Origin of the sequence: Candidatus Poriferisodalis sp., from assembly GCF_965208895.1 — a bacterium.
Taxonomy (GTDB): domain Bacteria; phylum Actinomycetota; class Acidimicrobiia; order Acidimicrobiales; family Poriferisodalaceae; genus Poriferisodalis.
Genome location: NZ_OZ242363.1, coordinates 3,983,136 through 4,009,708, shown reverse-complemented (window position 1 = coordinate 4,009,708; position 26,573 = coordinate 3,983,136). Strand labels below are relative to the sequence as shown.

Annotated in this window: 24 protein-coding genes and 1 tRNA gene; 9 read left to right on the top strand and 16 right to left on the bottom strand. The window is 66.7% G+C overall.

The genetic code is table 11. The features are described 5' to 3' along the window. Window positions 1-7 precede the first annotated feature (7 nt). Window positions 8-775, top strand: coding sequence for an NUDIX hydrolase (locus tag ACOGJB_RS18005; RefSeq protein WP_419838456.1), 768 nt, complete (start codon window positions 8-10; stop codon window positions 773-775). 109 nt (window positions 776-884) lie between these two features. Here ACOGJB_RS18005 and ACOGJB_RS18000 read toward each other — a convergent pair whose 3' ends face one another. From ACOGJB_RS18000 to ACOGJB_RS17985, 4 genes are all read right to left on the bottom strand, one after another. After that, window positions 885-1,496, bottom strand: coding sequence for a hypothetical protein (locus ACOGJB_RS18000; RefSeq protein WP_419838455.1), 612 nt, complete (start codon window positions 1,494-1,496; stop codon window positions 885-887). A 62-nt stretch (window positions 1,497-1,558) separates the two neighbouring features. After that, on the bottom strand, window positions 1,559-2,857 hold the full coding sequence (locus tag ACOGJB_RS17995) for a hypothetical protein (protein WP_419838454.1): 1,299 nt from the start codon (window positions 2,855-2,857) through the stop codon (window positions 1,559-1,561). A 296-nt stretch (window positions 2,858-3,153) separates the two neighbouring features. Continuing rightward, on the bottom strand, window positions 3,154-4,464 hold the full coding sequence (locus ACOGJB_RS17990; RefSeq protein WP_419838453.1) for an NAD(P)/FAD-dependent oxidoreductase: 1,311 nt from the start codon (window positions 4,462-4,464) through the stop codon (window positions 3,154-3,156). A gap of 60 nt (window positions 4,465-4,524) precedes the next feature. After that, window positions 4,525-5,937, bottom strand: coding sequence for an aminopeptidase P N-terminal domain-containing protein (locus ACOGJB_RS17985; RefSeq protein WP_419838452.1), 1,413 nt, complete (start codon window positions 5,935-5,937; stop codon window positions 4,525-4,527). A gap of 269 nt (window positions 5,938-6,206) precedes the next feature. Here ACOGJB_RS17985 and ACOGJB_RS17980 point away from each other — a divergent pair, with 269 nt between their 5' ends. Next, on the top strand, window positions 6,207-7,742 hold the full coding sequence (locus tag ACOGJB_RS17980; protein ID WP_419838451.1) for an acyl-CoA carboxylase subunit beta: 1,536 nt from the start codon (window positions 6,207-6,209) through the stop codon (window positions 7,740-7,742). A gap of 9 nt (window positions 7,743-7,751) precedes the next feature. Here the strand turns inward: ACOGJB_RS17980 and ACOGJB_RS17975 are convergent, their stop codons facing one another. From ACOGJB_RS17975 to ACOGJB_RS17945, 7 genes are read right to left on the bottom strand one after another with little or no spacing between them, the layout of a single operon-like run. After that, the gene (locus tag ACOGJB_RS17975) at window positions 7,752-8,825 is read right to left on the bottom strand and encodes a transglutaminase family protein (RefSeq protein WP_419838450.1); all 1,074 of its coding nucleotides are present in this window, start codon (window positions 8,823-8,825) and stop codon (window positions 7,752-7,754) included. Continuing rightward, window positions 8,822-9,817, bottom strand: a complete 996-nt coding sequence (locus ACOGJB_RS17970; RefSeq protein WP_419838449.1) for an alpha-E domain-containing protein — start codon at window positions 9,815-9,817, stop codon at window positions 8,822-8,824. The genes ACOGJB_RS17975 and ACOGJB_RS17970 overlap by 4 nt, the downstream gene beginning before the upstream one ends. Then, the gene (locus tag ACOGJB_RS17965; protein ID WP_419838448.1) at window positions 9,814-11,331 is read right to left on the bottom strand and encodes a circularly permuted type 2 ATP-grasp protein; all 1,518 of its coding nucleotides are present in this window, start codon (window positions 11,329-11,331) and stop codon (window positions 9,814-9,816) included. The genes ACOGJB_RS17970 and ACOGJB_RS17965 overlap by 4 nt, the downstream gene beginning before the upstream one ends. A gap of 48 nt (window positions 11,332-11,379) precedes the next feature. Next, the gene (locus ACOGJB_RS17960) at window positions 11,380-12,252 is read right to left on the bottom strand and encodes an amidohydrolase family protein (protein ID WP_419838447.1); all 873 of its coding nucleotides are present in this window, start codon (window positions 12,250-12,252) and stop codon (window positions 11,380-11,382) included. Continuing rightward, window positions 12,252-13,337, bottom strand: coding sequence for a 4-oxalomesaconate tautomerase (locus tag ACOGJB_RS17955; RefSeq protein ID WP_419840766.1), 1,086 nt, complete (start codon window positions 13,335-13,337; stop codon window positions 12,252-12,254). The genes ACOGJB_RS17960 and ACOGJB_RS17955 overlap by 1 nt, the downstream gene beginning before the upstream one ends. A 41-nt stretch (window positions 13,338-13,378) precedes the next feature. Then, on the bottom strand, window positions 13,379-14,077 hold the full coding sequence (locus ACOGJB_RS17950; RefSeq protein WP_419838446.1) for a 4-carboxy-4-hydroxy-2-oxoadipate aldolase/oxaloacetate decarboxylase: 699 nt from the start codon (window positions 14,075-14,077) through the stop codon (window positions 13,379-13,381). After that, on the bottom strand, window positions 14,077-15,135 hold the full coding sequence (locus ACOGJB_RS17945; RefSeq protein ID WP_419838445.1) for an amidohydrolase family protein: 1,059 nt from the start codon (window positions 15,133-15,135) through the stop codon (window positions 14,077-14,079). Before ACOGJB_RS17945 ends, ACOGJB_RS17950 begins: the two co-directional genes overlap by 1 nt. A gap of 155 nt (window positions 15,136-15,290) precedes the next feature. Here ACOGJB_RS17945 and ACOGJB_RS17940 point away from each other — a divergent pair, with 155 nt between their 5' ends. Further along, window positions 15,291-16,154, top strand: a complete 864-nt coding sequence (locus ACOGJB_RS17940; RefSeq protein ID WP_419838444.1) for an alpha/beta fold hydrolase — start codon at window positions 15,291-15,293, stop codon at window positions 16,152-16,154. A 30-nt stretch (window positions 16,155-16,184) separates the two neighbouring features. On the opposite strand, the gene ACOGJB_RS17935 is transcribed toward ACOGJB_RS17940, so the two are convergent. Continuing rightward, window positions 16,185-16,258 (bottom strand) — tRNA-Val (locus tag ACOGJB_RS17935). A gap of 66 nt (window positions 16,259-16,324) precedes the next feature. Between ACOGJB_RS17935 and ACOGJB_RS17930 the strand changes: the two genes are divergently transcribed. Then, window positions 16,325-17,635 carry a cytochrome P450 gene (locus tag ACOGJB_RS17930; RefSeq protein WP_419838443.1) on the top strand — a complete coding sequence of 437 codons (1,311 nt, stop codon included), beginning with the start codon at window positions 16,325-16,327 and terminating at the stop codon, window positions 17,633-17,635. Window positions 17,636-17,667: 32 nt separating this feature from the next. Here ACOGJB_RS17930 and ACOGJB_RS17925 read toward each other — a convergent pair whose 3' ends face one another. From ACOGJB_RS17925 to ACOGJB_RS17915, 3 genes are read right to left on the bottom strand one after another with little or no spacing between them, the layout of a single operon-like run. After that, entirely contained in the window at window positions 17,668-18,831 is a 1,164-nt protein-coding gene (locus ACOGJB_RS17925) for a PrpF domain-containing protein (protein WP_419838442.1), read from the bottom strand. A gap of 58 nt (window positions 18,832-18,889) precedes the next feature. Then, the gene (locus ACOGJB_RS17920; RefSeq protein ID WP_419840765.1) at window positions 18,890-19,105 is read right to left on the bottom strand and encodes a type II toxin-antitoxin system HicB family antitoxin; all 216 of its coding nucleotides are present in this window, start codon (window positions 19,103-19,105) and stop codon (window positions 18,890-18,892) included. A 23-nt stretch (window positions 19,106-19,128) separates the two neighbouring features. Further along, on the bottom strand, window positions 19,129-19,332 hold the full coding sequence (locus ACOGJB_RS17915; RefSeq protein ID WP_419838441.1) for a type II toxin-antitoxin system HicA family toxin: 204 nt from the start codon (window positions 19,330-19,332) through the stop codon (window positions 19,129-19,131). Between the two features lie 210 nt (window positions 19,333-19,542). Here ACOGJB_RS17915 and ACOGJB_RS17910 point away from each other — a divergent pair, with 210 nt between their 5' ends. The 4 genes from ACOGJB_RS17910 to ACOGJB_RS17895 are packed head-to-tail and all read left to right on the top strand — an operon-like array spanning window position 19,543 to window position 23,905. After that, a complete protein-coding gene (locus tag ACOGJB_RS17910) occupies window positions 19,543-20,595 on the top strand; it encodes an LLM class F420-dependent oxidoreductase (RefSeq protein WP_419838440.1) in 1,053 nt (350 codons plus the stop codon). A gap of 13 nt (window positions 20,596-20,608) precedes the next feature. Continuing rightward, the gene (locus ACOGJB_RS17905) at window positions 20,609-21,367 is read left to right on the top strand and encodes an SDR family NAD(P)-dependent oxidoreductase (RefSeq protein WP_419838439.1); all 759 of its coding nucleotides are present in this window, start codon (window positions 20,609-20,611) and stop codon (window positions 21,365-21,367) included. Window positions 21,368-21,422: 55 nt separating this feature from the next. Continuing rightward, on the top strand, window positions 21,423-23,048 hold the full coding sequence (locus ACOGJB_RS17900; RefSeq protein ID WP_419838438.1) for a sulfatase: 1,626 nt from the start codon (window positions 21,423-21,425) through the stop codon (window positions 23,046-23,048). Between the two features lie 11 nt (window positions 23,049-23,059). Next, window positions 23,060-23,905, top strand: coding sequence for a VOC family protein (locus ACOGJB_RS17895; RefSeq protein WP_419838437.1), 846 nt, complete (start codon window positions 23,060-23,062; stop codon window positions 23,903-23,905). Window positions 23,906-23,926: 21 nt separating this feature from the next. Here the strand turns inward: ACOGJB_RS17895 and ACOGJB_RS17890 are convergent, their stop codons facing one another. After that, on the bottom strand, window positions 23,927-24,667 hold the full coding sequence (locus tag ACOGJB_RS17890; RefSeq protein WP_419838436.1) for a J domain-containing protein: 741 nt from the start codon (window positions 24,665-24,667) through the stop codon (window positions 23,927-23,929). A 272-nt stretch (window positions 24,668-24,939) separates the two neighbouring features. On the opposite strand from ACOGJB_RS17890, the gene ACOGJB_RS17885 reads away from it, so the two are divergent. Continuing rightward, complete coding sequence (locus tag ACOGJB_RS17885) at window positions 24,940-26,418, top strand: acetyl-CoA acetyltransferase (RefSeq protein WP_419838435.1); 1,479 nt, start codon at window positions 24,940-24,942, stop codon at window positions 26,416-26,418. Window positions 26,419-26,573 lie beyond the last annotated feature (155 nt).

Below are 26,573 nucleotides of genomic sequence, written 5' to 3'. Positions count from 1 at the left end.
TCGGGCTATGTCGCCTGAGCCGTCAACCGGCGAGATCGCCCACGACGAATCGCTGCGGGAACGGCTGTCGGCGAACTTGGCCCGACACGACGTCCAGCGGCATCCGGGTGAGGGCCGCAAGCACGCCGCAGTCGCAGTGATCGTGTTGGACAGCGACGCCGAACTGCACGGGGCCGATCCGGCGTTCCGCGGTCTGACCGCTGAGGAGCGACGCGAGATGCTGGCCGCGGTTCCCGGAGCCGCCGACGACCCGATGCTGACCGGAGACGTGGAAGGCACTGCCGGTGGCGCAGCAGTGCTGCTCACCCGGCGTGGCTCGCATCTGCGCGGCCACGGCGGCCAATGGGCCCTGCCGGGAGGCCGCTTGGATGCCGGTGAGACACCGCTGGAAGCGGCCATGCGGGAAGCCGACGAAGAAGTCGGACTGCGGCTCACCAGCGACGATCTGCTCGGCCGGCTCGACGACTACCCCACCCGCTCGGGCTACGTGATCAGCCCGTTCGTGTTCTGGCTGTCGGACGACCGCGAACCGGTAGCCAACCCCGCAGAAGTGGCTTCGGTGCATCGCATATCGATGCGCGAACTGACAAGGGACGACTCGCCTCGCTTTGTCAGCATTCCTGAGAGCGACCGCCCAGTCGTGCAGATCCCCATCGGCGGCGACCTCATCCACGCCCCCACCGGCGCCGTGCTCTACCAATTCCGAGCGGTCGCCTACGACGGCCTCAACACCCGCGTCGACGAGCTCGAACAGCCAGTGTTCGCCTGGTCTTGACCAAGCGAATCATCAGGCCCCCGAATGTGGCGCGACGAACGAGCACGAAACCACCTCCTCGCGCTCGCCACTTGACAAGGGAGCGTCCAACACTGCAAAGGCTGCATTGTCACGTCGGAAGGTCGTTCGGCACCCATGCGTGGGGGTACTGCTCGCATTCCGGGTATGGCGTGGTCAGCCATCGCAGCCCGGGGTGACCCACAGCCCTGATGGAGGTAAGCATCACTTCGCCATTAGCGGCAGTGCCTTGAGTTGCGAAACTGCCGACGCCCCATTCCTCTCCGTGTGCCCCTACCCAGAATCCGTTGCGGTCGCCTCGGACAACCGAGCCGTGGGGATCGAAGTACAGCGCTTCGTGGTCGTCCTCGCCGAGCAGATTCACCGTTGCCTGCGGTACTGCGGCGGCGGTTGTCGCAGATCGCAGCAGCGACAGGTTCGGCAGGTACACGCCCGCGATCGCCGGCGAGCCGTCGACTTCGACGAGTTCGCGGCCAGTCTCGAACAGCAGCAAATACCTGGTGCCGTCGCGACCGGTACCGGTGATGCAGCGGATTCCGATATCGAGCAGCACCTGCCGGGGCGAATAGCGGACGTCGGTCCAAGCGTCGGGCCTGTATTCGACTTGCACGAGGCGGCTCGGAGGCCCCTCGGCGGCTTCCCGAAACAAGGCTGTACAGGCGTTCCCGATAGCGAGCGCACCGACGACTGCCGTGGCGGACACCCACAGCACTCGGCGGCCTGGCCACGGTTGCCGCCGTCGTAGTCTGCTACTGGCGATACGCACTATCTGGTCAACACTTGTACGCCGAGCTCGTCTGCCGCCAAGGAGACTGGGGTGAAAGCATGCTCGCTGTTGGTCGTCGAAGAGACTCCGCCGCTGCCATACCGGCCGGTGTTGATGCCCACAGCTTGAGTGCCTGAGTACCACGGGCCACCGCTGTCCCCGCCTGCCCCATACACGCTTCGCATGCGTACCTGACTGCACACGAGACTGTCGCCGTTGTGGCACACATCGGTGTACTTGACGTTGTTGCAGTCCGGCCGGTTCGAGGCGCGCCCAAACTTACAGTAGTAGTCGCCAATCGCAATCGCGCTCGCCGACTTGACGCTCGTCACCGTACGCAGATTCGAGGTTCCTGATCCGGCATAGAACTTCGGCTGGACGGTGCCCGAGTACGAGTACCAAGCGAAGTCGCCGTAGTAGCCCGCGTACTCGTCCCGCAACGTCAGCGCTGTTGTGCTAGCAGAGACAGGATCGACGTAGTACAGCGTGTTCGCGCAGTGGCCTGCTGCCAGCAGACCGTACGTCGAACCGGAACGGACGCCGAATGAGAACGTGCATTCGATGTCCGAACCGTCGCTCTTGGTGCTGCCAACCGTGCCGCCCTGCGCCGTGTCGGGCGTGAACGGACCCTCAGTGACACGGCTGACGCCTACACCGATGGTCGAGGTCTCCAGTTCCCGGATCGTTCGTTCGAATTCGCTCGCGTTCGCAGAAGTCTCGTCGGTGACGCCGAGAATGACGTCGATTCTCTGCGTGCGAATATTCGGTGCCACCGCAAAATCAGTCGAACCGGCGTCGTGCAGTGCTTGCGCTATCGCACGGGTCATCCCGACCAGCGCAGCTTGCGAAGCGGTAGCGGTGGCATCCAATCCAATCGCCAGACCCGACTGCTCAATTTCGGCAACGATCGAGGCGGGCACTTGCCCAACCCAACGCACCGTCGTCCGAGTGGCGAAGCCGTCGGCGTGGTAGGCGCCTCCGAATGCTTCTGGATGCTGCCGCCGCCACTTCGCGATCAGCGGTGCAACGGCCTCTTGATGCCGCAGACGGGCCAGTGCTGCATCGGCGCCGACGCCAAACTCGGCGGCGAGTTGATTCGCCATCTCAACGAGCGCGGAATCCGGCGGGCCGTTTCCATCAGACGTGCTTCCCAGTGGACCGGACGGCGATGTGTCCAGATGGTCACCGGCCGTGCCCGAGTGGAGGGGGCCGTCGGGGCCGCCCGCGCCGGCCGACATCGGCGCCAAGACCACTGCTGCGACGACAAGCGCCACCAGAACCCAAAAACGGTCCCGCATGCGGGACCGTCTGCCAAACCGACCAAAGCGAGAAGTGGCGGGGTCGCCCCGACTCCGCAGTTCCTGATGCAACATCCTTGACTCCTTCGTACTGTCGGTGCCCGGATACAACCGGGCCGCTGCACACGAACGTAAGGCACGTTCAAGCGTCAAGTCAAGAACGAATGTTCTAACGGAGATTCGATTCAGAGGCGTGTCAGAAATTGGGCTTTCCCGAGAGGGAAACAATGCCGATGTTTGCCGCAAGCCAGCGAGCAACCAAACTTTGCCGAGCACTGTCACATGTGCGGTCGGCGTTAGCCGAGCACCGACATTGACGAGCCGTGGAGGTCCCGCTTGCGGGAGAACGTGCCCATGTCGATGTCGAAGCCGGTGTGCTTGCCGGTCACGACGACGGGGTCGGCGTCGTGGTCGTGGCCGGCTTCGACCGCACCGATCAGCTCGGCCATGCAATGGCCGGCGACTGCGGCGTTCTTGAACTGGTTGCCGCTGGTGCCGATCGCTACGTAGAACCCGTCGAGCGACGTGCGGTCGTAGATCGGGATCCAGTCGTCGGCCACGTCGTACACGCCTACGATGCCTCGCGGCTGGTGCGGCAGTCCGAGATCGGGCATCCGCCGGGCGAACCGCAGCACATGGGTTTCCCACTGATCACGGCTGAGGTCTTGTGAGCAGCCGTCGATCTTGTCGGTGTCGAGCCACTCGAAGTGCGTCGAATCCAACTCGAGGGAGCCGATGAGGACGTTGTTGCCCACCTCGGGCCGCACATAGCAGCCGCAGTCGTCGTCGGCCATCGCTGCACCACGGTGCTCGAAGTCGACACCCGGCGGCGAGGGCACGTGATACACCTCCTTGCGCAGCGGCCGGGTGCTGATCGACATGTCGTCGAGCACGCCGGCGAGGCGGTTGACGGCGCTGCTGTGCGGACCGGCGACATTCACCACCACGGGCGCCGACACCTCAGTGCCGTCGGCGAGCACCACGCCCTCGGCGCGACCGGAGCCTGAGATCCCGACCACGGTCGCACCGAAGCGGAATTCGGCACCTGCAGCCTCCGCCGCGAGCCGCAGGTTGTGGGCGGCAAGCTGCGGATCGCCCACGTACCCAGCTTCGGGCGTCCACAGGGCGCCCTCGAGGCGCGACGTGGGCTCCGCCCAGAAGTCAGGGTCGTCGAGTTGGCGGGGCGGACCGAAACGGGCCATGTCGAGCGGGACGAGCCGGGCGACCGTCTCGTCGCAATCCCAGATCTCATGGGGAACGCCGAGCGCCTCGAAGTGCGGCACCGGCAGCAGGTGGGGACCTTCGCCGCTGAAGAGCGTCACCATCCCGCACTCGGTGAACCCTGCGTAGCCCGCCTCGTCGCACGCGCCGATGTGGTTGGGCCAATCCAGCCAGTACTGCAGGCCTTCGTAGGACATCGCCACGCCCGAGCGGGTCGAGTAGGTGAACCGCACGATGGCCGACGAGGCGCTGGTGGAACCCTGGCCGGCGCCGGGGTTGCGGTCGAGGCCCAGCACCCGCCAGCCGCGCCGTGCCAGCTCGCACGTGACTGACGTGCCGATGACACCGGCGCCGATGACGATGGCGTCGAAGCGCTGCGGGCTCATCCGATGCCATCCGTGCGGCCGTCGCACAATCGGTGAAGCACTGCGCGAACCGTTCCGGATTCAACCGATGCGGATCGGCTTGGCGATCGCCGCCGTCAGCACCTCAGGATCGGCATCGGTCACGAGCACATCGTCCTCGATCCGGATGCCGCCGAAACCCCTCAACTCGTCGACCCGATCCCACACCACGCTGTCTGCGAACTTCTCCCGCCGGGCCGGGTCGCACAGCAGGGCATCGATGAAATAGATCCCGGGCTCCACGGTGGTGACCATGCCGGCAGCGAGGACTCGTTCTGGCCCCAGCCTCGACAGCACCGGGTCGTCGCTCGGCGTTCGGCTGTACGGAACGCTCGTGATGTCGTGCACCGACAGACCCAGCAGGTGCCCGAGCCCATGAGGGAAGAACAGCGCCACCGCGCCTTGGGTCACGAGTTCTGCCGGGTCACCCCGCAGCACGCCCATCTCGACCAGTCCCGCCCCCAGGATCCGGGCGGAAGCCAGGTGCACATCGCGCCACACGATCCCAGGCCTGCACATGTCGATCGTCTGCTGCTGGGCGCTCAGCACGAGCTTCCAGATGTACTCCTGCTCGTCAGTGGGATCGGCGCCCACGACCATCGTGCGGGTCACATCGCTGGCGTAACCGCCGAATTGCGCCCCGGCGTCGATGAGCAACAGGTCGCCGGCTTCCACCGTCCTGGTCGCCGGCCGCAGGGGATCGTCGCCCGCATAGACGTAATGCAAGTACGCCCCATGCGGGCCAGAGGCAACGATGCTGTCGTAGGCCACCCGGGGTGCTCCCGCAGCGAAGAACTGTGCCTCCATGCCGACCTGGATCTCGCGCTCAGTCATGCCTGCCGCGGCGTTTGCGTACACCCAGTCGAATCCGGTTGCGCTCGCGGCAGCGGCGCAACGGATGTCGTCAAGCTCGGCTTCGTCCTTGGTCATGCGCTCCAGCGCAATCGCAGCGCCCAGTCGCAGGACGGTCGCTTCCGGCGATGCATCGGCCTGTTCGTCAGTCGAGTCGTCAGACGCCTCTGCGGGCTGCCCGTTGCTGGCGGGCGTGTCGGACTCAGCCTTCTCGGCCGCAGCCGGCAGCGTCTCGGGCATCTCAGCACCGGCGCCCAGCTCGATGACGGTGCGATCGCCTCGCTCCGCCAGCCAGTCGCCCAACTCGTCCAGCGGTCGGCCCACGGGTGTCGGCGGCTGCTCCCACACGAGCCGTTCGGGCGTGAAGCGGGGCCCGAAGAGCTCCCATTCGCCGGCCGCGGCATCGAAGGCCAGCGTCGTGCCCGGCGATCCCACCGCCGTGAGATATGCGACGTCAGGATGCGGCAGGAAGGCGAAATGCTGATCTGTCCCCGACCAGCCAGCGGGCTCTCCCGCCCGCAGGAGCACCACCTCGTCGGTCAGCTCCCAGCGCTTCGCCACTCGCGCCCGTCGCTCGGCCAACGCCTCATCAGTCGGCTTCACGCCGCGCACCCTAACGCCGCGAATGCGCCCTGTCCGCGCGAGCTCTCAGGACTCAAGCCAGTAGGCGCAGATGCCGGAGCTGGGGAGGCGGCAGGAGACTCGGCGACGTTGCGACCGGTTCCCTTCTGGATGGATGGCGATGCGGTGATGACGCCGACCAAGAGATGCGCTGCGGTATAGATCTCTCGCCTGCCGGATCGCTGGAGCCGAGGCTCTTGCCGCTTCCCCAGCGGGCGCACCTACCCGCGCGGCTCCTAAGTTCAGACACTGTGACTGATGAAGCCACATCCGATAACGCGACAACGCCGCGGCTGGCCAAGGCCATGGCAGCCAAGGAGGCAACGCTGGACGTAGCCCGGCCCACCGCCGTGGCTCGCCAGCACGCACGAGGCCGATGGACGGCTCGAGAACGCATCGCCGCCCTGTTCGATCCTGAGACGTTCGTCGAGTACGGACAGCTCGCACAGCCTCAGATCCGCTCGCTGGGCGACGCCCCAGCCGACGGCTTGGTGATGGGCGTCGGACGCGTCGACGGCGTCGCGGTGTGCGCCTTCACCTACGACTACACGGTGATGGGCGGCAGCCAGAGCCCGACCAACCATCGCAAGGTAGACCGGATGATGGAGGTGGCCGAGCGCAACCGCTGGCCGGTCATCTTCTGGTCAGAAGGCGCCGGGGCGCGCGCCACCGAGCTGTTCTACGACAGCGGCACGGCGACCACGTTCATCCAGCTCGCACGGCTCTCAGGCCTGGTGCCGATCGTCACGATCCTGTCGGGACCGAGCTTCGCCGGCCAGGCCAACATTGCCGGCACCTCCGATGTGGTGATCGCGACCAAGAACTCGACGCTGGGCCTCTCGGGCCCGCCGCTCGTGAGATCCGCAACCGGCGAGGACTTGACCCCCGAAGAACTCGGCCCCGTCTCGATGCACGAGCGGGCGGGCACCATCGAACTGGTTGTCGACGACGAGACAGCAGCGCTGCACACTGCTCGCAAGTACCTGTCGTACTTCACCGACGTGGCGACTCCCCCGCCGCCGGTCGCCGCGGATCAAACCCCGTTGCGCACGATGGTGCCTGAGAACACTCGACGTGCCTATGACGTGCGCAAGATCGTGGAGATCCTGGCCGACGAAGGGTCCGTCTTGGAGCTGCGCCCCAAGTTCGGCCGGTGCTTGTCAACGTCGCTGTGCAGGATCGACGGACACCCCATCGGTGTGCTTGCGAACAACCCGATGTTCGGAGCAGGCGCGATCGATGCCGAGGGCTCGGCCAAGTTCTCGCGCCACGTCGAGCTGTGCAACGCCTACGACCTGCCGCTGCTCTTCCTGTGCGACACGCCCGGTTTCATGATCGGGACGGCTGCGGAGAAGTCCGCTCTCGTGCGTCACAGCGCCCGCACCCTGGTGGCGCTCAGCGCTGTCGACGTGCCGATCCTGACCGTGATCCTGCGCAAGGCATATGGCCTCGGCTACTACGCGATGGGTTCCGACGCGTTGAACCCTGACCTGTATGTCGGCTGGCCGACTGCGGAATTCGGCGGCATGGGCCTCGAAGGCGCTGTGAACATCGTGTTCCGCGACGAGCTCGAGGCTGCGCCAGACGACGCAATCCGGCGCGAGATCCAGGATCGGCGCGTCGCGGAGTGGAAGGAACGCAATACCGGCCTGGAATTCGCCCGGTCGTTCTTGCTGGACGACATCGTCGACCCAGCCACGACTCGCGACCTGATCGCCCGACTGCTGGCGGCGCTGCCAACCCCGCAGCCGCGCGAGAGCCGCAAGCACCCGATCGATCCCTGGTAGCGGGCCCCGCTACTGCTGCTGTTGCTTGGCGGCCTGTTGGTGGTCGGCCATCGCAGCAGCCGGGGAGGCGACGGCCACGTTGGAGCGGCGGCGAATCGGCTCGGTCACCATCGAAGTGGGCGCCGTGGGCCGGGCGATGATCACCTCGGCGTCAACTTCGGCGTCAGCCGAACCGTGGACGACGCCGCGCACCGGCGCGACGTCGTTGTAGTCGCGCCCGTGACCGATGATCACGTGACGCTCGCCGACCGCTCCGCCATTGGTTGGATCGAGCGCGTACCAGCCGAAGCCAGGCACAGCGGCCTCGATCCAGGCATGGGTCTGCACCGAGACGGCAGATGGTGCCTCGCCGTCGGAGTTCGGCACGCCCGACGGCTCGCCGGTGTCGTTGTCAGCCACGAAGTCCTCTGCCCTGCTCGCTGCGGCCGCAGGCGAACCGTCAGTGCCGTCACCATCGGGTGTCGTCTCGTCGACTGCGAACAGGTAGCCCGACACGTACCGGGCAGGGATGCCGACGCAGCGCAGCATGCCCACAGCAAGGTGCGCGAAGTCCTGGCAGACGCCGCGACCGCCGTCCACCAGCTCCTCCAGCGTCACCCCGATCGATGTCGAACCTCGTTCGTAGGTCAAGACCGTCGGCACCGCCTGCACCACCGCGAGCACGCGAGCGCTGACATTGTCGGGCGCCGAGCGGACCGACCACGAGGCGACCTCATTGATGAGATCCCCCCACCGCACATGCTGGGACGGCGCCAGGTACTCCACATGGGAGTTCACGAAGTCCACATCGGCGAGCCGCTCGCAGCTCACCACCGGTGGGCCATCGGGGATCGGCGCAGTCTCCACCGACGATTCGGCGACCACCAACAGTTCACGGTGGGCGCCCCGCACGCCGAGATGATCGACGGTCGTTCCGAAGTAGTCGCGTGTCTGCAAGACCCGTGTCGCCGGTGTCGTCGTCAGCCGGTACGACAGCACTTGCTGGCGGAGGTCATCGCGAGGGCGGACGCGTATCTCGTTCTGCGACTCCGACACCGGAGCGGCGTACTGGAAGTGCAGCCGGTAGGCGATGTCGAGCCTCACGGCGCCGCCTCCCCGCCGTCACCTGGGCGCACAAACTGGGCGTGCACCTCGACCTGACCGGATCCGGAAACGGTGCTGGCATGCACGTCAGTCGCCAGCGTGGCCAGCGAAGTGCCCAGCTCGGACAACTCCGTGTCGGGCTCGGCGGCCAGCGAACCGTCGAGTTCGCCGTACTCCAGGTGGGCCCGCAAGGCGCCAGCGCGGCGTCGCGGAATGGCAACCGCGGCTGCCGCGGCTGCGAGATCTTCCAGTCGTTGCTCCACCCGACCCAGGCACCACAGCACCGAGCGGGGCAGATCGAAGTGCTGGAGCAGGAACTTGGCGACGGCGGCCCAGTTTGGGGAGTGGCCGATCTCACGGCGAGCCGCCTGCAGCGAATGAGTGAACGCCAGCAGCCGGTTGCCGTCGAACACATCCCCGCCAGTGCCCAAACCAGACTTCAGCAGTTCGACCGTCAAAATGGAGCGCTCCAGCAGGCGGCCCACCTCGATGAAGGCATAGCCCTCGTCGCGCATCATCGATTCGGTCATCACTCCGCTCAACGACCGGCAGCCCCGTCGGGCGGTGATGACCGACATCCGCGACACCTCGCCGCCGGTCTGTTCCCGCGCCCCCGAGCTGACGGCCTTGGCGCTCTGCATCAGGATGTGGAGGCTGTTGGCTTCCTCCCACAGCTCCACCGGGATGCGGTCTCGCACGATGCGCAGGTTCTCTCGCACAGCCTGCACCGACGACACGACCGAACCCGGATTCGTTTCAGCGGAAACCAAGAAGTCCATGACTGCGTACGGTCCGGTTCCGACTTGGGCGGCCACGAACTCGTCTTGCAGCCCGAGCGCCTGCACCAGCCGGCGCGACGCGAGCCGGGCCTCAGTGGGCGGGCGATGCATCACTGCGTTGGTCTCGACCGATACGCACCGGGCGATGGTGTCAGCGCGCTCCAAGTAGCGGCCCGCCCACAGCATCGAATCGGCATGTCGGGCCAGGATCATCGGGCCGACTCCTGCCCGGCGGCATCCATCGACGGTTCGCCGGCGAGCTCTGCCGCCCCCGAGTTGGTGCCGGGCGCCAGAACCCAAGTGTCCTTGGAGCCGCCGCCTTGAGACGAGTTCACGATAAGCGAGCCCTTCCGCATCGCCACCCGCGTCAGGCCGCCGGGGAATACCTGCGTCCGCTCCCCGGTGATCACGAACGGCCGCAGATCGAGGTGGCGGGGCTCGAGCACGTCATCGCACATGGAGGCCAGCGTCGACAGCTCCACCACCTCCTGGACCACCCAGTTACGGGGATCCGCCTCGATCTCCGCCCGCGCATTGGCGAGCTCCTCGTCGGTGGCGTTGCGCCCGATGACGATGCCGTAGCCCCCCGATTCGCCGACCGGCTTGATGACCAGCTCGTCCAGCCGCTCGAACGCCGCTGCGCGCTGATCGGGCTCCCACATCACGTAGGTCTCAACGTTGGGAAGGATCGGCTCCTCGCCGAGGTAGTAGCGAATGAGGTCGGTCACATAGGGGTGGATGGCCTTGTCATCGGCCACACCGTTGCCGACGGCATTGGCCACCGTCACCGTGCCGGCACGGATTGCGCCGAGAAGTCCCGGCACTCCCAGTGTCGAATCGGGGCGGAACGACACCGGGTCCAAGAATGTGTCGTCGATGCGCCGGTAGATCACATCGACGGGAACCAGTCCTTCGATGGTGCGCAGGTATACGACGTGCTCGTCCACCACCAAGTCGGGGCCTTCGACCAGCTCCACGCCCATCTCCCGAGCGAGGAATGCGTGCTCGAAATACGCCGAGTTGTAGATGCCCGGCGTCAAGATCACGATGAGCGGCTTGTCGCCGGACCCCGCTGGCGCTACCGATTCGAGCGCCGTTCGCAGCATCCGGCCGTACTGGCTGACAGGTTCGACCGTGTGGTCTTCCCAGACGAGGGGAAACGCCCTGGTCATCGCCGCCCGGTTCTCGATGACGTAGCTGATCCCGCTCGGATTGCGCAGGTTGTCTTCGAGCACCCGGTACTGGCCCTGCGCATCTCGCACCAGGTCGATGCCTGCGATGACGCAGTGAGCATCGTGGGGCACGCTGATGCCGAACGCGTTGCGCTCGAAACCGTCAGACGACTGCACCAGCCATGCGGGCACGACGCCGTCGGCCATGGCCGCGCCCTCGCCGGTGTAGACGTCGGCAAGGAACCGGTTCAGCGCCGTGACCCGCTGCGCCAAGCCCCGCTCGATCTCGCGCCACTCGGCCGCGGTGATAAGCCGGGGGAACAGATCCATCGGCCAGGTCCGCTCGGTTCCCTTCGAGTCGCCGTACACGGTGAAGGTGATGCCTTGGCGGCGGAACTCCTCTTCGATGATGCCCTCGCGGCGGCGTAACTCGGCCGCGTCGAAGTTGGAGAATCGCTCCACGATTGCCGCGTAGAGCGGCCGGACGGTGCCATCGCGGTCAAACGCTTCGTCGTACGCAGCAAACTCAGCGTCAGGCCTGCGGAATTCCGCCATGGCACATTTGTTAGCGCGTTGAACTAGCCGTCCGTGTCACCAACGTCACTAGCCGAAGTCGTAGAGCTCCTCGGGGTTGTCCACGAGGACCCGGTTGCGGATGACCTCATCGGACGCGAATAACGCGAGTACATCCACAAGATCGCCGTCGTCGGGCATGTGGCGCACGTTGGGATGCGGCCAGTCGGTGCCCCACAGGATCCGATCCGGCGCTGCGGCAATCAGCGCCTGCGCGAGTGGCACCACGTCGTCGTAGGGGGGCGTGCCGCCGGCGGTGAGCCGTTCCGCGCCCGAGATCTTCACCCACGCTCGCTCATCGCGCATCAGCTCCAGCAGGGCGCCAAACGGCGCCTGGTCGAGTCCCGCCGAGGCGTCAACGCGGGCCATGTGGTCGATCACGTACGGGCACGGCATCCGGTCGAGCATCTCGGCATACGACGGCAGGTCTTTCGCATCGAAATGCAGCACGATGTGCCAGCCGAACGGCTGGACTCGATCCACCAACCGCCAGAACACCTCGAGGTCGGGCGCTCCGCCGAGGTGGGCGACGAAGTTGAACCTGGTGCCGCGGACACCAACGTCGTGCAACGCGCCGATTTCGGCGTCGCTGAACGACTCGTCGATCATCGCAACACCGGCGTATCGGCCATCGCCGCGCACCAGCGCATCGACCATCGCGGCGTTGTCGGTGCCATGGCAGCTTGCCTGCACGAAAACCGCGCGGGACAGGCCCAAGCGCTCCTGGAGCACCTCGAAGTCGTCGATACCGGCATCCGGCGGTGTGTAGGTGGCTTCGGGGGCGAACGGGAATCGGTGTGCGGGGCCGAAGACGTGGCAGTGCGCGTCGGTTGCGCCTGGCGGCGGCGTGAACGCGGTGGGCGCGTGCGGCGACGGATGCGGCGGCAGGATCGTGCGGGCCATCAGGCGTCTCGGAAGGGACCTGCACTCGTGGGCAGTGCTGCGCTCCGGGGAAACACGTGGCCGTCGAACAGCTTGCGAGCGGTGCGAACGATGCCGGATCGCCTCACGACAGGGCCCTGGGGGCCGTGGGTCAACTCCACTCGCGCGGCAAATGTGCCCGTCGGGTGCTCGATCTCCACTAGGTCGGGATCGGCCCCAGCACGCAGCAGCTCTGAGCCCACGCCACCGGGCAGCCGCAGCGCGGTGGCCACGCTCACCGCTCCCAGAACACCGATGGCGTCGTGGCAGCGGTGCGGGATGAATGTGCGGGTGCAGATGTGCCCGTTTGCCCGGGGAGCAGACACCAGCGTCATCTTCGGCACCGTGGCTGCACTCACATCACCGAGGTTCATCGACTCTCCCGCCTGCAGGCGGATGTCTTCCAAGCGCTCCCTGAATAGTTGGTCGGCCTCGAGCTCTCGCGGTGCCTCGTCGCCGGCGATGTCCATCTCGGCCGCCCGCAGCACGACCGTCGGCATGCCGTTGTCGACGCAGGTCGCCTCGACGCCGTCAATCAGATCGGCAACAGCACCGGTCGGCAGCAGGGCACCGCATGACGACCCCGCAGTGTCGGCAAAGTCCAGGCGGACCTGAGCTGAGGTGCCCGGCACCCCAGAGATCGACGTGTCACCGTCATAGGTCGGCAGACCGTCCTCCAGCGGAAACGAGGTCGTCGCCATCGAATCGCTGTTGACCATGCGAATCCTCACCTGGGCCTCGCCGGCGGCGGCAGCGACGAGTCCCCGTTCGATTGCGAATTGCCCGACGCCGGCCAGCAAGTTGCCGCAGTTCTGACGATCGCTGACCGAGCCGTCGTCGACGCCCACCTGCAGGAACAGGTAGTCCACATCGGCATCGCGCCCATCCGCCGCCGAAACAACCGCCACCTTGGACGTCAGCGGGTGCGCTCCGCCGATGCCGTCGATCTGGCGGGCGTCGGGCGAACCCATGATTCGCGCCAGCAACCCATCGCGCTCGTCGGGATCGCTCGGCAGCTCGTCGGCAACGAAGTATGCGCCCTTGGAGGTGCCGCCTCGCATGACCATGCAGCGCACCCCGGCCGCTGCCGCCTCGTGCAGGCTTGGGCTCACTCGATCCACTCCACGCCCAGCTCGACCAGCTTGCGGCGCAGCCCGTACATGTCGAGTCCCAGCTCGCCCGCCTGCAGGCGGGCCCGGGTTTCGGCTTCGGTCTCAAGCCGAGCGTTGGACCGCTCCAACGCCCAACTGGCTTCGTCGCGTGGCACAGCGACGACGCCGTCATCGTCGGCGCAGATCACATCGCCCGGTTCGATGATCACACCGTTGATGCTGATCGGTACGTTGACCGATCCCGGGCTGGCCTTGACGGTGCCTTCGCAGGACACATGCCGGGTCCACACCCAAAAACCCATGGCCCGCAGGTCCATGGTGTCGCGTACACCGGCATCCATGACCAGCCCGACGACACCGCGTGACATCAGCGAGGACGCCAGCAGGTCGCCGAACATGCCATGAGTCGACGGGGCCGTGTTGGTGACGACCAGCAGGTCTCCCGGCTGGCAGACCTCCACCGCAGCGTGGATCATGATGTTGTCGCCCGGGTGCGAGCGCACGGTGACCGCCGAGCCGGCGACTTTGACGCCTTGCTGGATCGGGCGCAGCTCAGGCCCGAGATAGCCGCGGCGTCCGATCGCCTCGTGCACAGTCGCAGTGCCCGCATCGCCCAGTCCCGCAATGTCCGCGCCAGGGGCACGTTCGATGGTGCGGACCACGACGTGGCGGCCGTGGTCGGGTCCTGAAGACATCAAACCTCCTCCGTTGCCGGTGCAGTTGATCGGCCCTGCTGATCTTCCAGCGCGCCGGCCAGGCGGGGATACACCCGCAACGCATTCTCGCTGAAGATCATGCGTCGGGAGTCGTCGGTGAGATCGGCTGCGTCGATGTAGCGCTTGGTGTCGTCGTAGTGGAAGCCGGTGGTCGGGTCGATACCCCGCACCGCACCCACCATCTCGGACGCGAACAGGATGTTCTGGGGCGGGACCACTTTGACCAGCACGTCGATGCCGGGCTGGTGGTACACGCAGGTGTCGAAGTACACGTTTCCCAGCAGCAGCTCGTCGAGCAGCCCCAGCCCCATGTCCTGGGCCATCCCCCGGAACCTGCCCCAGTGGTAGGGCACCGCTCCCCCGCCATGGGGGATCACGAAACGCAGGTCGGGGTGGTCGGCGAACAGGTCGCTCATCATCACCTGGACGAATGCCGTGGTGTCCGACCCCAGGTAGTGCGAGCTGGTGGCGTGGAAGTTGGGGTTGCACGTTCCGCTGACGTGGATCATCCCCGGCACGTCCAGCTCGGCCATGGCCTCCCACAGCGGCCACCAGTAGCGGTCGCCGAGAGGCGGCCCGGTCCAGTAGCCGCCGGAAGGGTCAGGGCTGACATTGCAGCCGATGAAGCCCATCTCGTCGACGCAGCGACGAAGCTCGCGCACCGAGTTGTCGATCGGCACGCTCGGCGACTGCGGCAGCTGGCAGACCGGCACGAAGTTCTGCGGAAACAGGTCGCAGACCCGGCGGATGAGCTCATTGCAGTGCTCAGACCAGAAGCGAGACGTGTGCTCGTTGCCTTCGTGGTGGCCCATCCACGAGGCTCGCGGCGAGAAGATCGTGAGGTCCGAGCCGCGTTCACGCTGCAGCCGTAGCTGATTCTGCTCGATGCTGTCACGAATCTCGTCGTCGCTGATGTCCAGCACACCCTTGGCGCCGACGACGTCCGGATCGACATCGAGCGCGGCGCGCTGGGCGTCGCGGTACTCGCCGAGCTGCGGAGGCGCTGTGGTGTAGTGGCCGTGGCAGTCGATGATCACCGCGACCTCCCCTCCCCTGATCGATCCCCACGACGCTCCAGCGGCGCTCGCAGCCGTTGGCTGCCGGGGGCGACCTTATTCGTTGGCTCCCAGCGAAACGTCCGACGGTTGCGGCATGCTGTGCGTCACCTCACTCCACCGAAAGGGCCGTAGCGATGACGAGCACGAACGGCGTCAACACGACCGTGATCGAGTCGAACGGGCTGCACTTCACCGCGGATGTCGCCGGCCCGGCGGACGGACCCGCGGTGCTGCTGCTGCACGGGTTTCCCCAGACGCGCCACACCTGGCGTGCCGAATTGCCCGCGTTAGCGGCAGCCGGGTACCGCGCCTGCGCCCCCGATCAGCGGGGTTACTCGGCAGGCGCCCGCCCGGAGGGCATCGACAACTACCGCGTTGAGTTGCTCATCGCCGATGCGTTGGGCATCGCTGACAGCCTCGGAGCGGATCGGTTTCACATCGTCGGGCATGACTGGGGAGGTGCGCTCAGCTGGTTCATCGCCGCGCACCACACCGAGCGGGTCATCTCGTTGAGCGTTGTCTCGCGGCCCCATCCCGTGGCATTCATGTCTGCGATGCGGGATGACCCCGAGCAAGCCCATCGCTCCCGCCATCACCCGGCGTTCCAGCGTTCCGAGGCAACCGACAACTTGCTCGTCGACGCCGCCGGTCCCCTGCGGCGAGCGATGGCTCGCAACGGAGTTCCCGAGGCCGACATCGACGCCTACCTCTCGACGCTCGGCGAGCGGGATGCCCTCGACGCCGCCGTCAACTGGTATCGGGCAATGGGTCCCTCAAGGATCCAATCCAACGGCACCCCGCCCACCGCCGTCCCCACCATGTACGTCTGGGGCAACGAGGACGTCACCGTAGGCCGCATGGCAGCGGAGAACACGGCCGGCCACGTGACCGGCCCGTACCGCTTCGAGGAAATCGACGGTGTCAACCACTTCGTCACCGACGAGGCGCCCGGCGTCTTCACCGAGCTGCTGCTCAGCCACCTCGCCGAACACGGCTGAGCTGTGGCGCCTCATGCAGGGCCGACGAAGTGGGCGATACTGGACTCGAACCAGTGACCTCTGCCGTGTGAAGGCAGCGCTCTAACCATCTGAGCCAATCGCCCGCGGGCCGACGATGATAGGCGTTGCCGACGCTGGCGAGCGCCCGGCGATCCGCAGGGAGACGGCCCGTGAGCACAGACTCGTACCACACCGCACCGGATCGGCTGGCTCCGCCGCCGCCGGGCTGCCCGGTGCACGAGAGCTGGTCGCCGCTCAGCGACGAGTACTTGGCCGATCCGTATCCGATCGCTGCGCAGCTGCGCGAGGACCACCCGGTCTTCTATGCCGCCGAGATGGGCCACATGGTGGTGACCCGCATGGACGACATCGAGGCGGTCTTCATGGACCCCGACACGTATGCCTCGTCGAACGTGCAGGACCCGATCTTCCCGCTGGCGCCTGAGGCTGCAGAGGTGCTGTCCGCACCCGACTACGACCCCCAGGCGGTGATGTCGAACCGGGCCGAACCCGATCATGGACGCATCCGCGCGTTTACCCGTGCCGGGTTCTCGGTGCGGCGCTTGCGCACGCTCGAGGACTACATGGCATCACGGGCGACCGAGTTGATCGACGAGATGCTGGCCGGCCCGTCACCGGCCGACTACGTGAAGGCGGTGGCGTTCCCGCTGCCGGCGGAGATCGTGTTCCGCTTCATCGGGTTCCCGCCCACCGACGATCTCATGCTGAAGTCGTGGTGCGTCAACCGCAAGGCGTTCGCCTGGGGCAAACCGACCCCAGCCGAGCAAGCCCATATGGCCGAGGGGATGCTGGCGTACTGGCGCTACTGCCGTGAGTTCGTGGCCGAGCGCCACCGCAACCGCACCGACGACTTCTGCTCTGAGCTGCTCGACGCCCACGACGCCGACCCCGAGCCCGAGAGCGGCACCGGACTCGCCTACAGAGAGGTCGAGTCGATCATCTACGGGATCTCCTTCGCGGGCCACGATCCGGTCACGAACCTGCTCTGCAACACCCTGCATTGCCTGCTGCCGCGACGAGATCAATGGGAAGCGCTGTGCGACGACCCGTCGTTGATCCCTACGGCGGTCGAAGAGACCCTGCGGTTCGACTCCAGCCAAGTGGCCTGGCGCCGCGTCACCACCCGCGACACCGAGCTCGGCGGCGTGCAGTTGCCGACAGGGACGCGAGTCTTCCTGAACTTCGCAGCGGCGAACCGCGAGCCGTGCTCTTTCGCCGAGACCGACCGGTTCGACGTCAACGACTACGACTTCACCCGGCCCGATCCGCACCGCCACATCAGCTTCGGCAAGGGAATCCACTTCTGCCTGGGGGCGAACCTGGCCCGCATGGAGGCACGGATCGCACTGGAGATCCTGACCCAGCGAGTGCCCTCGCTGCGGCTGGTGCCGCAGGACTACTGGACGTTCCCCAACATCACCTTCCGCGGCCCTGAGGAACTCTGGCTCGACTGGGACTGAACGGTTCGACGGCGACTACGCCGAGAAACGACTCAGCCCGGCCAAGCCTCTTGCGGCACATAGACGGTGCCGGACATGATCTTGCGGGCAGTGCGCGTCACCCCGCCCGAGATGATCCGCACGCTGCCGTCACGCCATTCGGTGTGCAACGCGACCTCCAGCGAACCGCTCGGATGCTCGATGGTTGCGTCGCGTTGCTCTTCGCCGGCATGTTGAACGTCGCCTGCGGTCCAGCTGGCCGACTCGTGCGCGAGCGAATCAGCAGCTGTGCCCGGGACTCTCGGGGCCGCCGCCGGGTCGTCGGCGAGTGATGCGGCCACGGTGCCTGGCACCGCGGTGGCCGCTGCTACGCAGATGCCGCCTGAGACTGCGTGGGCTCGATGGCATTGGGTAGGCGTGAAGTAGCGAGAGGTGATCGTGCCGCCGTTGCGGGCCGCTGACAGCAAGCCGAACTTGGGTACGACGCTGCGGGACACGTCGCCGAGGCCCATGCGCTCACCTGCCTCACGGCGGATCGCCTCCATGGTCGCCATGAACTCGGGATCCGAGTCGAATTCCTCCGGTGCCTCATGGCCGCTTTGGCCAAGATCGTTTGCCCGCACCATCACCATCGGCATGGCCACGTCGATGAGCGTCGCCTCCACGTCGACTCCACCCGCGGTAATCGGCTCGCTCACGCACCCCGTCGGCAACATCGAGCCGGTCACCGAACCCTCGATGCCCCGGAATCGCAACTCCACCGGCGTCGCCGTGCCGTCCACCCCGTCGATTGCGCAGTCGCCCTCGTAGGTCAACTCCCCGCCGGGCGTGCAGCAGACCACGTCAATGAAGCTGCCGGTGTTGACGTTGCGAACCACCAGCGACGTGGTCGGGTCTCCTGCCGTCACCAGACCGTGCTCGATGGCATACGGCCCTACCCCGACCAGCATGTTTCCGCAGGTCGGCTTGGTATCCACCGTGCCCCAGACAGGGTCGATCTGCGCGAACAGGTAATCCACATCGGCCTCGGGATGCTCCGACGGCCCCACAACAGCGACCTTGCTGGTCACGGTCGTGCCGCCGCCCAGCCCGTCGATCTGCCGCCCCGTCGGGGATCCCATGGCCGCCAGCAGCACCGCGTCGAGCGTCGCCGGATCGCGGGGCAGGTCCTCGGCGGCAAAGAACGGCCCCCGAGACGTGCCGCCCCGCATCAGCACACACGGAATCGACCGCTGCCCGGTAGCCAACCCTCGCACGTGGCCCGAGATTAAGAAATCAGGCGACAGACACCTCGATCTCGACTGCCGATGAGATCAGCTCGGGAATCTCATCTCCGTCTTCGATCATCGACTCGAGATGAAACTCCATCGCTTCGCGCATCGACGCCACAGTTTCCTCGCGGGTACTGCCGACGGCAATGCAGCCCGGGAGGTCAGGCGCATACGCGCCGTAGCCCGTTCGGGACCGTTCGAGGATCACCGTGTAGTTCAGGGTGCCGGTCGTGACGGTGTCGCTCATGTTGAGGGTCTCCCTACGATGCCCGCTTGCCTCAAGATGCTCTTCCACGTGCCCGACGGCACTTCATCTCCGAACTTGCCCGCAACGGTCACCTTACCCGGCTTGCGTGGATGCACGAATTGACGATGGCTGCCGCGAATGCGCTTGAGACGCCAGCCGTCGGCGGTGACTACCCGAATCGCTTCTCGCACCGTCGGCATCCGGACAAATGTAGTTGTTCAGTAGTTTTCAATCTATTCCATTTCACCATGCCAGTGTCGCCGAAGTCGTAGCGTTACTCGCCCCGGGTGAGCGTCGGGCAGGCGGCAGGATCGAATGCAGCCGGACGATGCCTGCCACCTTCGGTGCGTCTCGTCGTCAGCGCCCATACTGGGCAGCGAGAAACCCCGAGATCGACAAGGCGGCGTGACATGAAGCTTGCAACCGGAGCCGGATACTGGTCAGCAGGGCCTCCGCCCGACGCGCTCGAGACGCTCCAGCTTGCAGATCGTCTGGGCTTCCATTCGTTTTGGACTGCCGAGGCGTACGGCTCAGACTGCCTCACTCCGCTCGCATGGTGGGGCAGCCACACCGAGCAGATCGGCCTAGGCACGGGCATCGTGCAGATCTCGGCCCGGACACCCGCAGCCACCGCCATGGCGGCCGTCACGATGGACCACCTCAGCGGCGGCCGGTTCATCCTGGGGCTCGGCGTGAGCGGGCCGCAGGTGGTGGAGGGCTGGTACGGCCAGCCATACCCCCGACCGCTGGCACGCACGCGGGAGTACATCGAGATCATCCGGGCGATCCTCGAACGGGACAAGCCTGTCAGCTTCAGCGGCGACCACTACCAGATGCCCTTCCCGGGCGGCATGGGCTTGGGCAAGGCGCTGAAATCGACCGTGCATCCGCTGCGGCCTGACCTGCCGATCTACCTCGGTGCGGAAGGGCCCCGCAACGTGGCATTGGCCGGTGAGCTGTGCGACGGGTGGCTGCCCATCTTCTTCGCTCCCAAGGACAACCAGTTCTACGTCGACGCCCTCAACTCGGGCTTCGCCGCCGCCAGCAAGCCCCAGATCGGCACCGACGGCCGCATTCCCGACGACGCCGACTTCGAGGTGGTGTGCATGGTGAGCGTGGTGCCCGACGACGACGTCGAGCGGGCCGCCGACCGTGTGCGCCCGATGCTGGCGCTGTACATGGGCGGCATGGGCGCCCGCAACGCCAACTTCCACTACGACGTGTTCTGCCGGATGGGCTACCAGCACGTCGCCGACGAGGTGCAAGACCTGTACCTCGACGGGCGCAAGCAGGAAGCCTCCGCGGCGATCCCAGTGGAACTGGTGGAAGAAGTGGCGCTGATCGGGCCGATGGACAAGATCGCCCGCGACCTGCGGCGCTGGGACGACACCGTGGTGACGACCCTGCAGATTGCGGGTCCGCCGCAGCTGCTCGAAGCAATGGCCGAGATGGTCGCCAACTGAAAGGCTGCAGCTCATGGACTTGACAGGCAAGCTGGCCGTCGTCACCGGAGGCTCGGGCGACATCGGCCGCGCCATCTGCGAGGCGCTGGCCGCCGCAGGCTCCGACGTGATCGTGACCTATGTGGGTGATCAGGAACGGGCCGAGGCCAGTGCAGGACTGGTGCGCGACGCCGGTCGAGATGCAAGCATCCTGCAGCTCGACCAGCGCGACGAGGCCTCGATCGACGCCGCCGCAGCGGCGATCGCCACCCACGGCCGCTGCGATGTCCTGGTCAACAACGCTGCGTGGAACATCGGCATCCCCTTCAGGAATCTCGAGCCACTCGACTCGGCTACCTGGGATCGGGTGCAGGAGACCAACCTGCGAGGCCCGTTCCTGCTCACCCGCGCGCTGGCCGGCCTGCTGCAAGCAGACGGCGGAGGACGGGTCGTCAACATCGCCTCCGTAGGCGGTCTGTTGCCGGGCTCCAGCAGCATCGCCTATAGCTGCTCGAAGGCCGCGCTGATCCACCTCACCCACTGCCTCGCAGTCGCACTCTCGCCCACCGTTTCGGTCAATTGCGTGGCCCCGGGTCTCGTCGAGGGCACTCGCATGGCGGCTCGGCTGCCCGACGAGATCTCCGAGGGCGCCCGGCGGGCCTCGGTACTCGGCCAGGTCGGCAGCCCGATCGACATCGCCAACGCCACCGTCATGCTGTGCGAAGCCGACTCCATCACCGGACAAACTGTGGTAGTGGACGGCGGCAACCCCGGTGCCATGAACTTCGGCTGATGCGTCCGCGCAGCCCCCGCTGCCTCACTGCCCACGCCATCGACGGGAGATTGCAATGACCGCTGCCACCAACGGCGCTGCGCCACAGCCGAATGTGCTGTTCATCATCACCGACCAGCAGCGAGCCGACCACACCGGCTTCGGCGGCAACGAGGTGGTGCGCACCCCCAACCTCGACTCATTGGCTGCTCGTGGCACGGTCTTCGACAACGCATGGGTGGCGAACCCGGTCTGCATGCCGAATCGCTCGACGATCATGACCGGGCGCATGCCGAGTGCTCACGGCGTGGTGTTCAACGACCGGTCGCTGGAACCTGGCGCCAACACCCACGTGCGTCAGTTCCGGGCGGCGGGCTACCGCACGGCGCTCATCGGCAAGTCGCACCTCCAACACGGCATGTCCCGCAACGCAGTGTTCCCGTCGCGCCAATCCGGGGGTGCCGTCGACGACTACTGGCCCTCGGGCTGGGACACGCTCGAAGATGCCGAGCGCTACATGAGTGGGGCACCCGAATTCCCCGACAGCTTCTATGGCTTCGAACACGTCGAGCTGGCGATCGACCACGGCGCTCGGGTCACCGGGCACCACATGCTGTGGGCGCTGGACCGCGGCGGCCGCCTCGAAGATCTCATGGTGCCGCTGACGGCCGATTCGCCCGCCCGTCGTCGCTCCGAGCGCTGGTGGCAGGTCTACGAGCCGCCCTATAGCGCCGAGCTTCATTCCAGCACGTTTGTGACCGAGCGCACCATCGACTTCATCACCGATGCCGCGAGGCGGGGCGGCCCCTGGCTGGCCTGGGCCTCATATCCCGACCCGCACCACCCGATGACGCCTCCCGGTGAATGGTTCGACCGCCACCGTCCCGACGACATGGAGGTTCCCGCCTCCATCGACGATCCGCTGGACGGCGCCCCCCGCTATGTGCAGGCCATCAGCCGGATGCACCCTTCGACCCAGCGAGCCTGGGTCACACCGTGCGGCGTGGCCGGCGACCATCAGATGCTCCGGGAGGCTCTGGCTGCCACCTACGGAATGATCGAGATGATCGACGACGGCATCGGCCAGATCCTGGCTGCACTGGATCGGCTGGGCCAGGCCGACAACACGATCGTCGTGTTCACGAGCGACCACGGCGACATGATGGGCGACCACGGGTTGATGCTGAAGGGCTTCATGCACTACCGCGGCACGCTCGCCGTGCCGTTGGTGATTGCCGACCCGAGGCGTTCACCGGGCCGCACCCAATCGCTGGCAGGGAGCATCGACCTGGGCCCGACGCTGATGGATCTCGCCGGCGTGCACGGCTACGAGGGCATCGGGGGTCGCAGCCTCGTGCCGGTGCTGGACGACGACTCGGCGACGGTGCGCGACGAGGTGCTCATCGAAGATGATTTTCCCGGTGCGTTGACGATGGACATCTTGACCCCGGCAAAGACCCGCACGCTGGTCACCGCCGACCTGCGCCTGACCCGCCACAGCGACGGTTCCGAGCAGCTCTTCGACACCGCCGCCGACCCCGACGAAATCGCTCCCCTGGGCCGCAGCGACCTGGCCCGGCGAGCCGACATGTACGAGCGGCTGGCAGAGGCGCTCATGGAAGCCGACGACCTCGCCCGCGGCATGCCCCTGCACCCGCCCCCTGCCTCGCCCAACGTGAGCGAGTCCTTCATTCCCGCATAGCCTGCGACGCCATGCCGACCGACACCCTCGTCATGGACCACGTCGCCGTCGTCAGCGACCGTGCCTGGGACAACGTGATCCGCTACAGCCGCGACCTGGGCGGTCGCTGGATCGGCGGGCCCGACAACGACCCGGCGTCCCAAGCTGGCGACGACTTCTACTTCTGCCAGGTGGCCTTCGACGGTGGCGCAAGGATCGAGATCCTCGAACCGATCGAGCACGACGGCAGCGACTTCCTGCGCCGCTTCATGGCCCGCAACGGCCCAGGCCCGCACCACTTCACCTTCAAGACGCCCGACTTCGGCGACACCGTCGAAGCGCTGGCTAAAGCCGGCTACAACGTGATCGGGGTCAACGAGGACAACCCCATGTGGAAGGAAGCCTTCCTCCATCCAAAGGACAGCTGGGGCATCGTCATCCAGATCGCCTGGGATGGCGGCGGAAGCTGGGACGATGCGCCGCCGCTGCCGCCCACCCACCACGAACGCACCACGTCGCTGGCAACGGTGGTCCACCTCGTGGCCGATGTGCAGGCCGCCGCCGCGCTGTTCCGGGGACCGCTCGGCATGGAACAGACCGATGAGTGGAAGGACCCCAACGTCGGGGTCGGAGTAGACCTGCGTTCAGGCCCGTGGAACCTCAAGCTCATCCAGCCCACCGAGCCCGACCTGGCCCATTGGATGGGCAACCGGCCCGGCCGGCTGCAACTACTGCACTTCCAGCTCGACGACCCCGCCCTCGTCCCGGGCGCCCAACGAGTCGGCGTCTGCGGAGGCGGCGAACAACAGGACGCCATGTTCATCATCCCCCCCGAGCACAACCTCGGCGTCCGCCTCCTCCTCACAGAACACGCCTGAGAATCAGCACCGCAAGGGCCGCTACTCCGCAGCGGGCGGCGCCCAGCGGTCCACCGGAACCAGACACAGCCGACGGCCGGCAATCGGCGCCTCGTGGACAACGGCGTCGGGATGACGACAGCGGTCACCCGGTGACATCGTGATGATCTGATCGAGCACGCCGTCAGTCCGGTGCCAATCGCAAGCGACGGTGTGCAGCGTTCCATCGGGAGCCGACCAGAAACACTGCCCCACATCGAGCGACGCAACCCGGGACTGGTCGACGTTGTTGCTGGCAGTCATGTACGCGCTCGCTACGAAGATCACCAACCCTATGACCGTGATTGCGAGCCACGGCAGCACCCGTACCACCAGCGCCGCGCCGCGGTGGCTGACGACGAAGCCGCCCGGACCTCCGGGCTCGGTGGTCGGAGCGCCATCGAACCACGGGTCGGCGGGTTCACCTTGGCTGCCGCTGGGGCCAGCCGCAGCGCCTGCGGGCGGGGCCGGTCTCGCTGAGGAAGCCGGTTCGGTCGGCTTCGGCGCCGCGGCAGCGCGCTCCTCGTCGTAGGACCGGCGCGATTCCACGCGGCCCAGCACACGCCACGCCTCATTCACTGCTCGCATGCGGCGGTCGGAGCGCTCTGTCTGCGCTTGGTTGACATCGCCGCGTTGATCTGGATGGTTGGCCCGGGCAGCCCGGATCCACGCTCGCCGGATCTGTGCCGCATCGGCGTCGGGACGCACGCCGAGCGCTGCGTAGTGATCGGGCAATTGGGCCACCGTCGGCCTCCCCGTCCCGACGCTACTGCCGCCCGTCAAGTCATATGCCGTCGCTGCCAGAGGCTGAGCCGATAGGCGAAGCCGTGGCCCGAGCGGCCCGTGAGCGACAGCGAACAAGAGCGGGAAACGACTGGTGCGAGAACGGGAAGGCTCACCTGTCCGCTCAGCCGCACACCGCGCTGGGGAACCGCCGCTCGGCCCCGACAAAGGGCGGTTCGCTATCGTCGCGACCCGATCACCCAACGAGCTCCCACCAACGAGGCCACATCGCCATGACAGACACACAGATCGACCCGCGCACCCCCGTCCTCGTAGGCGCCGGTCAGTTCAAGCAGCGTCCTGAGGTCCCTGTCGAAGCGCTCGAGCCCGTCGCCATGATGGCCGAGGCGCTGGCCGCAGCCGCCGAAGACGCAGGCGCACCCGGGCTGACCAGCCGAGCCACGCACACGTGGGTCGTGAAGGGCGCCTGGCCGTATCCCGACCCGGCCGCGCTGCTGAACGAACGATTCGGCGCCTCCGCCAGAACCGGGTTGTCCACCGACGGCGGCAATGTTCCGCAATCCTTGGTGAATATGGCCTGCAACCGCATTGCGGCCGGTGAAGCCGATGTCGTGCTCATCGCCGGGGCCGAGGGCATCTGGAGCCGCCGCCGAGCCCGCCGTCGCGACGAGCGCATCCCCTACACCTCCCAGACCGACAAGGTGCCCGACGAGGTGCTCGGCGCCGACGTCGTCATGAACAACAAGGTGGAAGTCGAGCGCGGCCTGCGAGATCCCATCAACCTGTATCCCGTATTCGAATCGGCGTTCCGGGCCTCCCGCGGCGAATCCATGGACGAGCACCGGGATCGTGTCGCTGCGATGTGGGAGAAGTTCAACCAGGCTGCGGTCGCCAATCCCTACGCCTGGGTACGCACCCCGATGACAGCGGACGAGATCCGCAACCCAAGCCAAACGAACCGGCTCATCGGCTTCCCCTACACCAAGTGCATGAACTCCAATTGGGATCTCGACCTGGCCGCAGCGCTCATCGTGTGCTCGGCGGAGGCAGCGTCGGCCGCGGGCGTGCCGACCGACCGCTGGCTGTTCCCTTACGCGGGGACTGACGGGCGCGACACCAACTACGTGTCCAACCGCGGCGACCTGCACAGCTCGCCCGCCATCCGCGTGGCCGGGCGCCGGGCCATGGAACTGGCTGGCGTCGGCGTCGACGACATCGACTACGTCGACCTCTACTCCTGCTTCCCCTCAGCCGTGCAGATTTCGGCCACCGAACTGGGCCTGGGTCTCGACCGCGACTTGACCCTGACCGGCGGTCTCACCTTCGCGGGTGGCCCGCTCAACAACTACGTCGGCCATTCGATTGCCACCATGGCCGGAAAGCTCCGCGAGAACCCCGGCAGCATCGGACTGTGCTCGGCAAACGGCGGCTACCTCACCAAGCACTCGTTCGGCGTGTACTCCACAACACCTCCGGAGGCCGGCTTCCGCCATCAGGATTGCCAGGACGAGATCGACCGGTTCCCCTCTGTCGACCTCGACGCGGACTACACCGGCGACGCCACGGTGGAGGCATACACCGTCATGCACGGACGGGAGGCACCCGAGGTGGCGTTGGCGGCGGTGCGCACCCCCAACGGCAGGCAATGGGCCCGCAGCAGCGACGCAGGGCTCATGGACGAGATGATCAGGTCGGAGTTCATCGGCACCGACGTTGTCGTCGACGACGCCTTCGAATTCGCGCCCGCCTGATTGGCAGCCAAACCGGCAGTTGTCCACAGAGGCGCCGCCGAGAGTGCACAATTTTTCCATAGACCGGTGCAAGAAAGTCGGGCCTACCTGCCGGTATTTCGCGGCCCCTTGTGGACAGTGACGCCGATTGCGTACTCTCACGAGCGCAGGGTGCT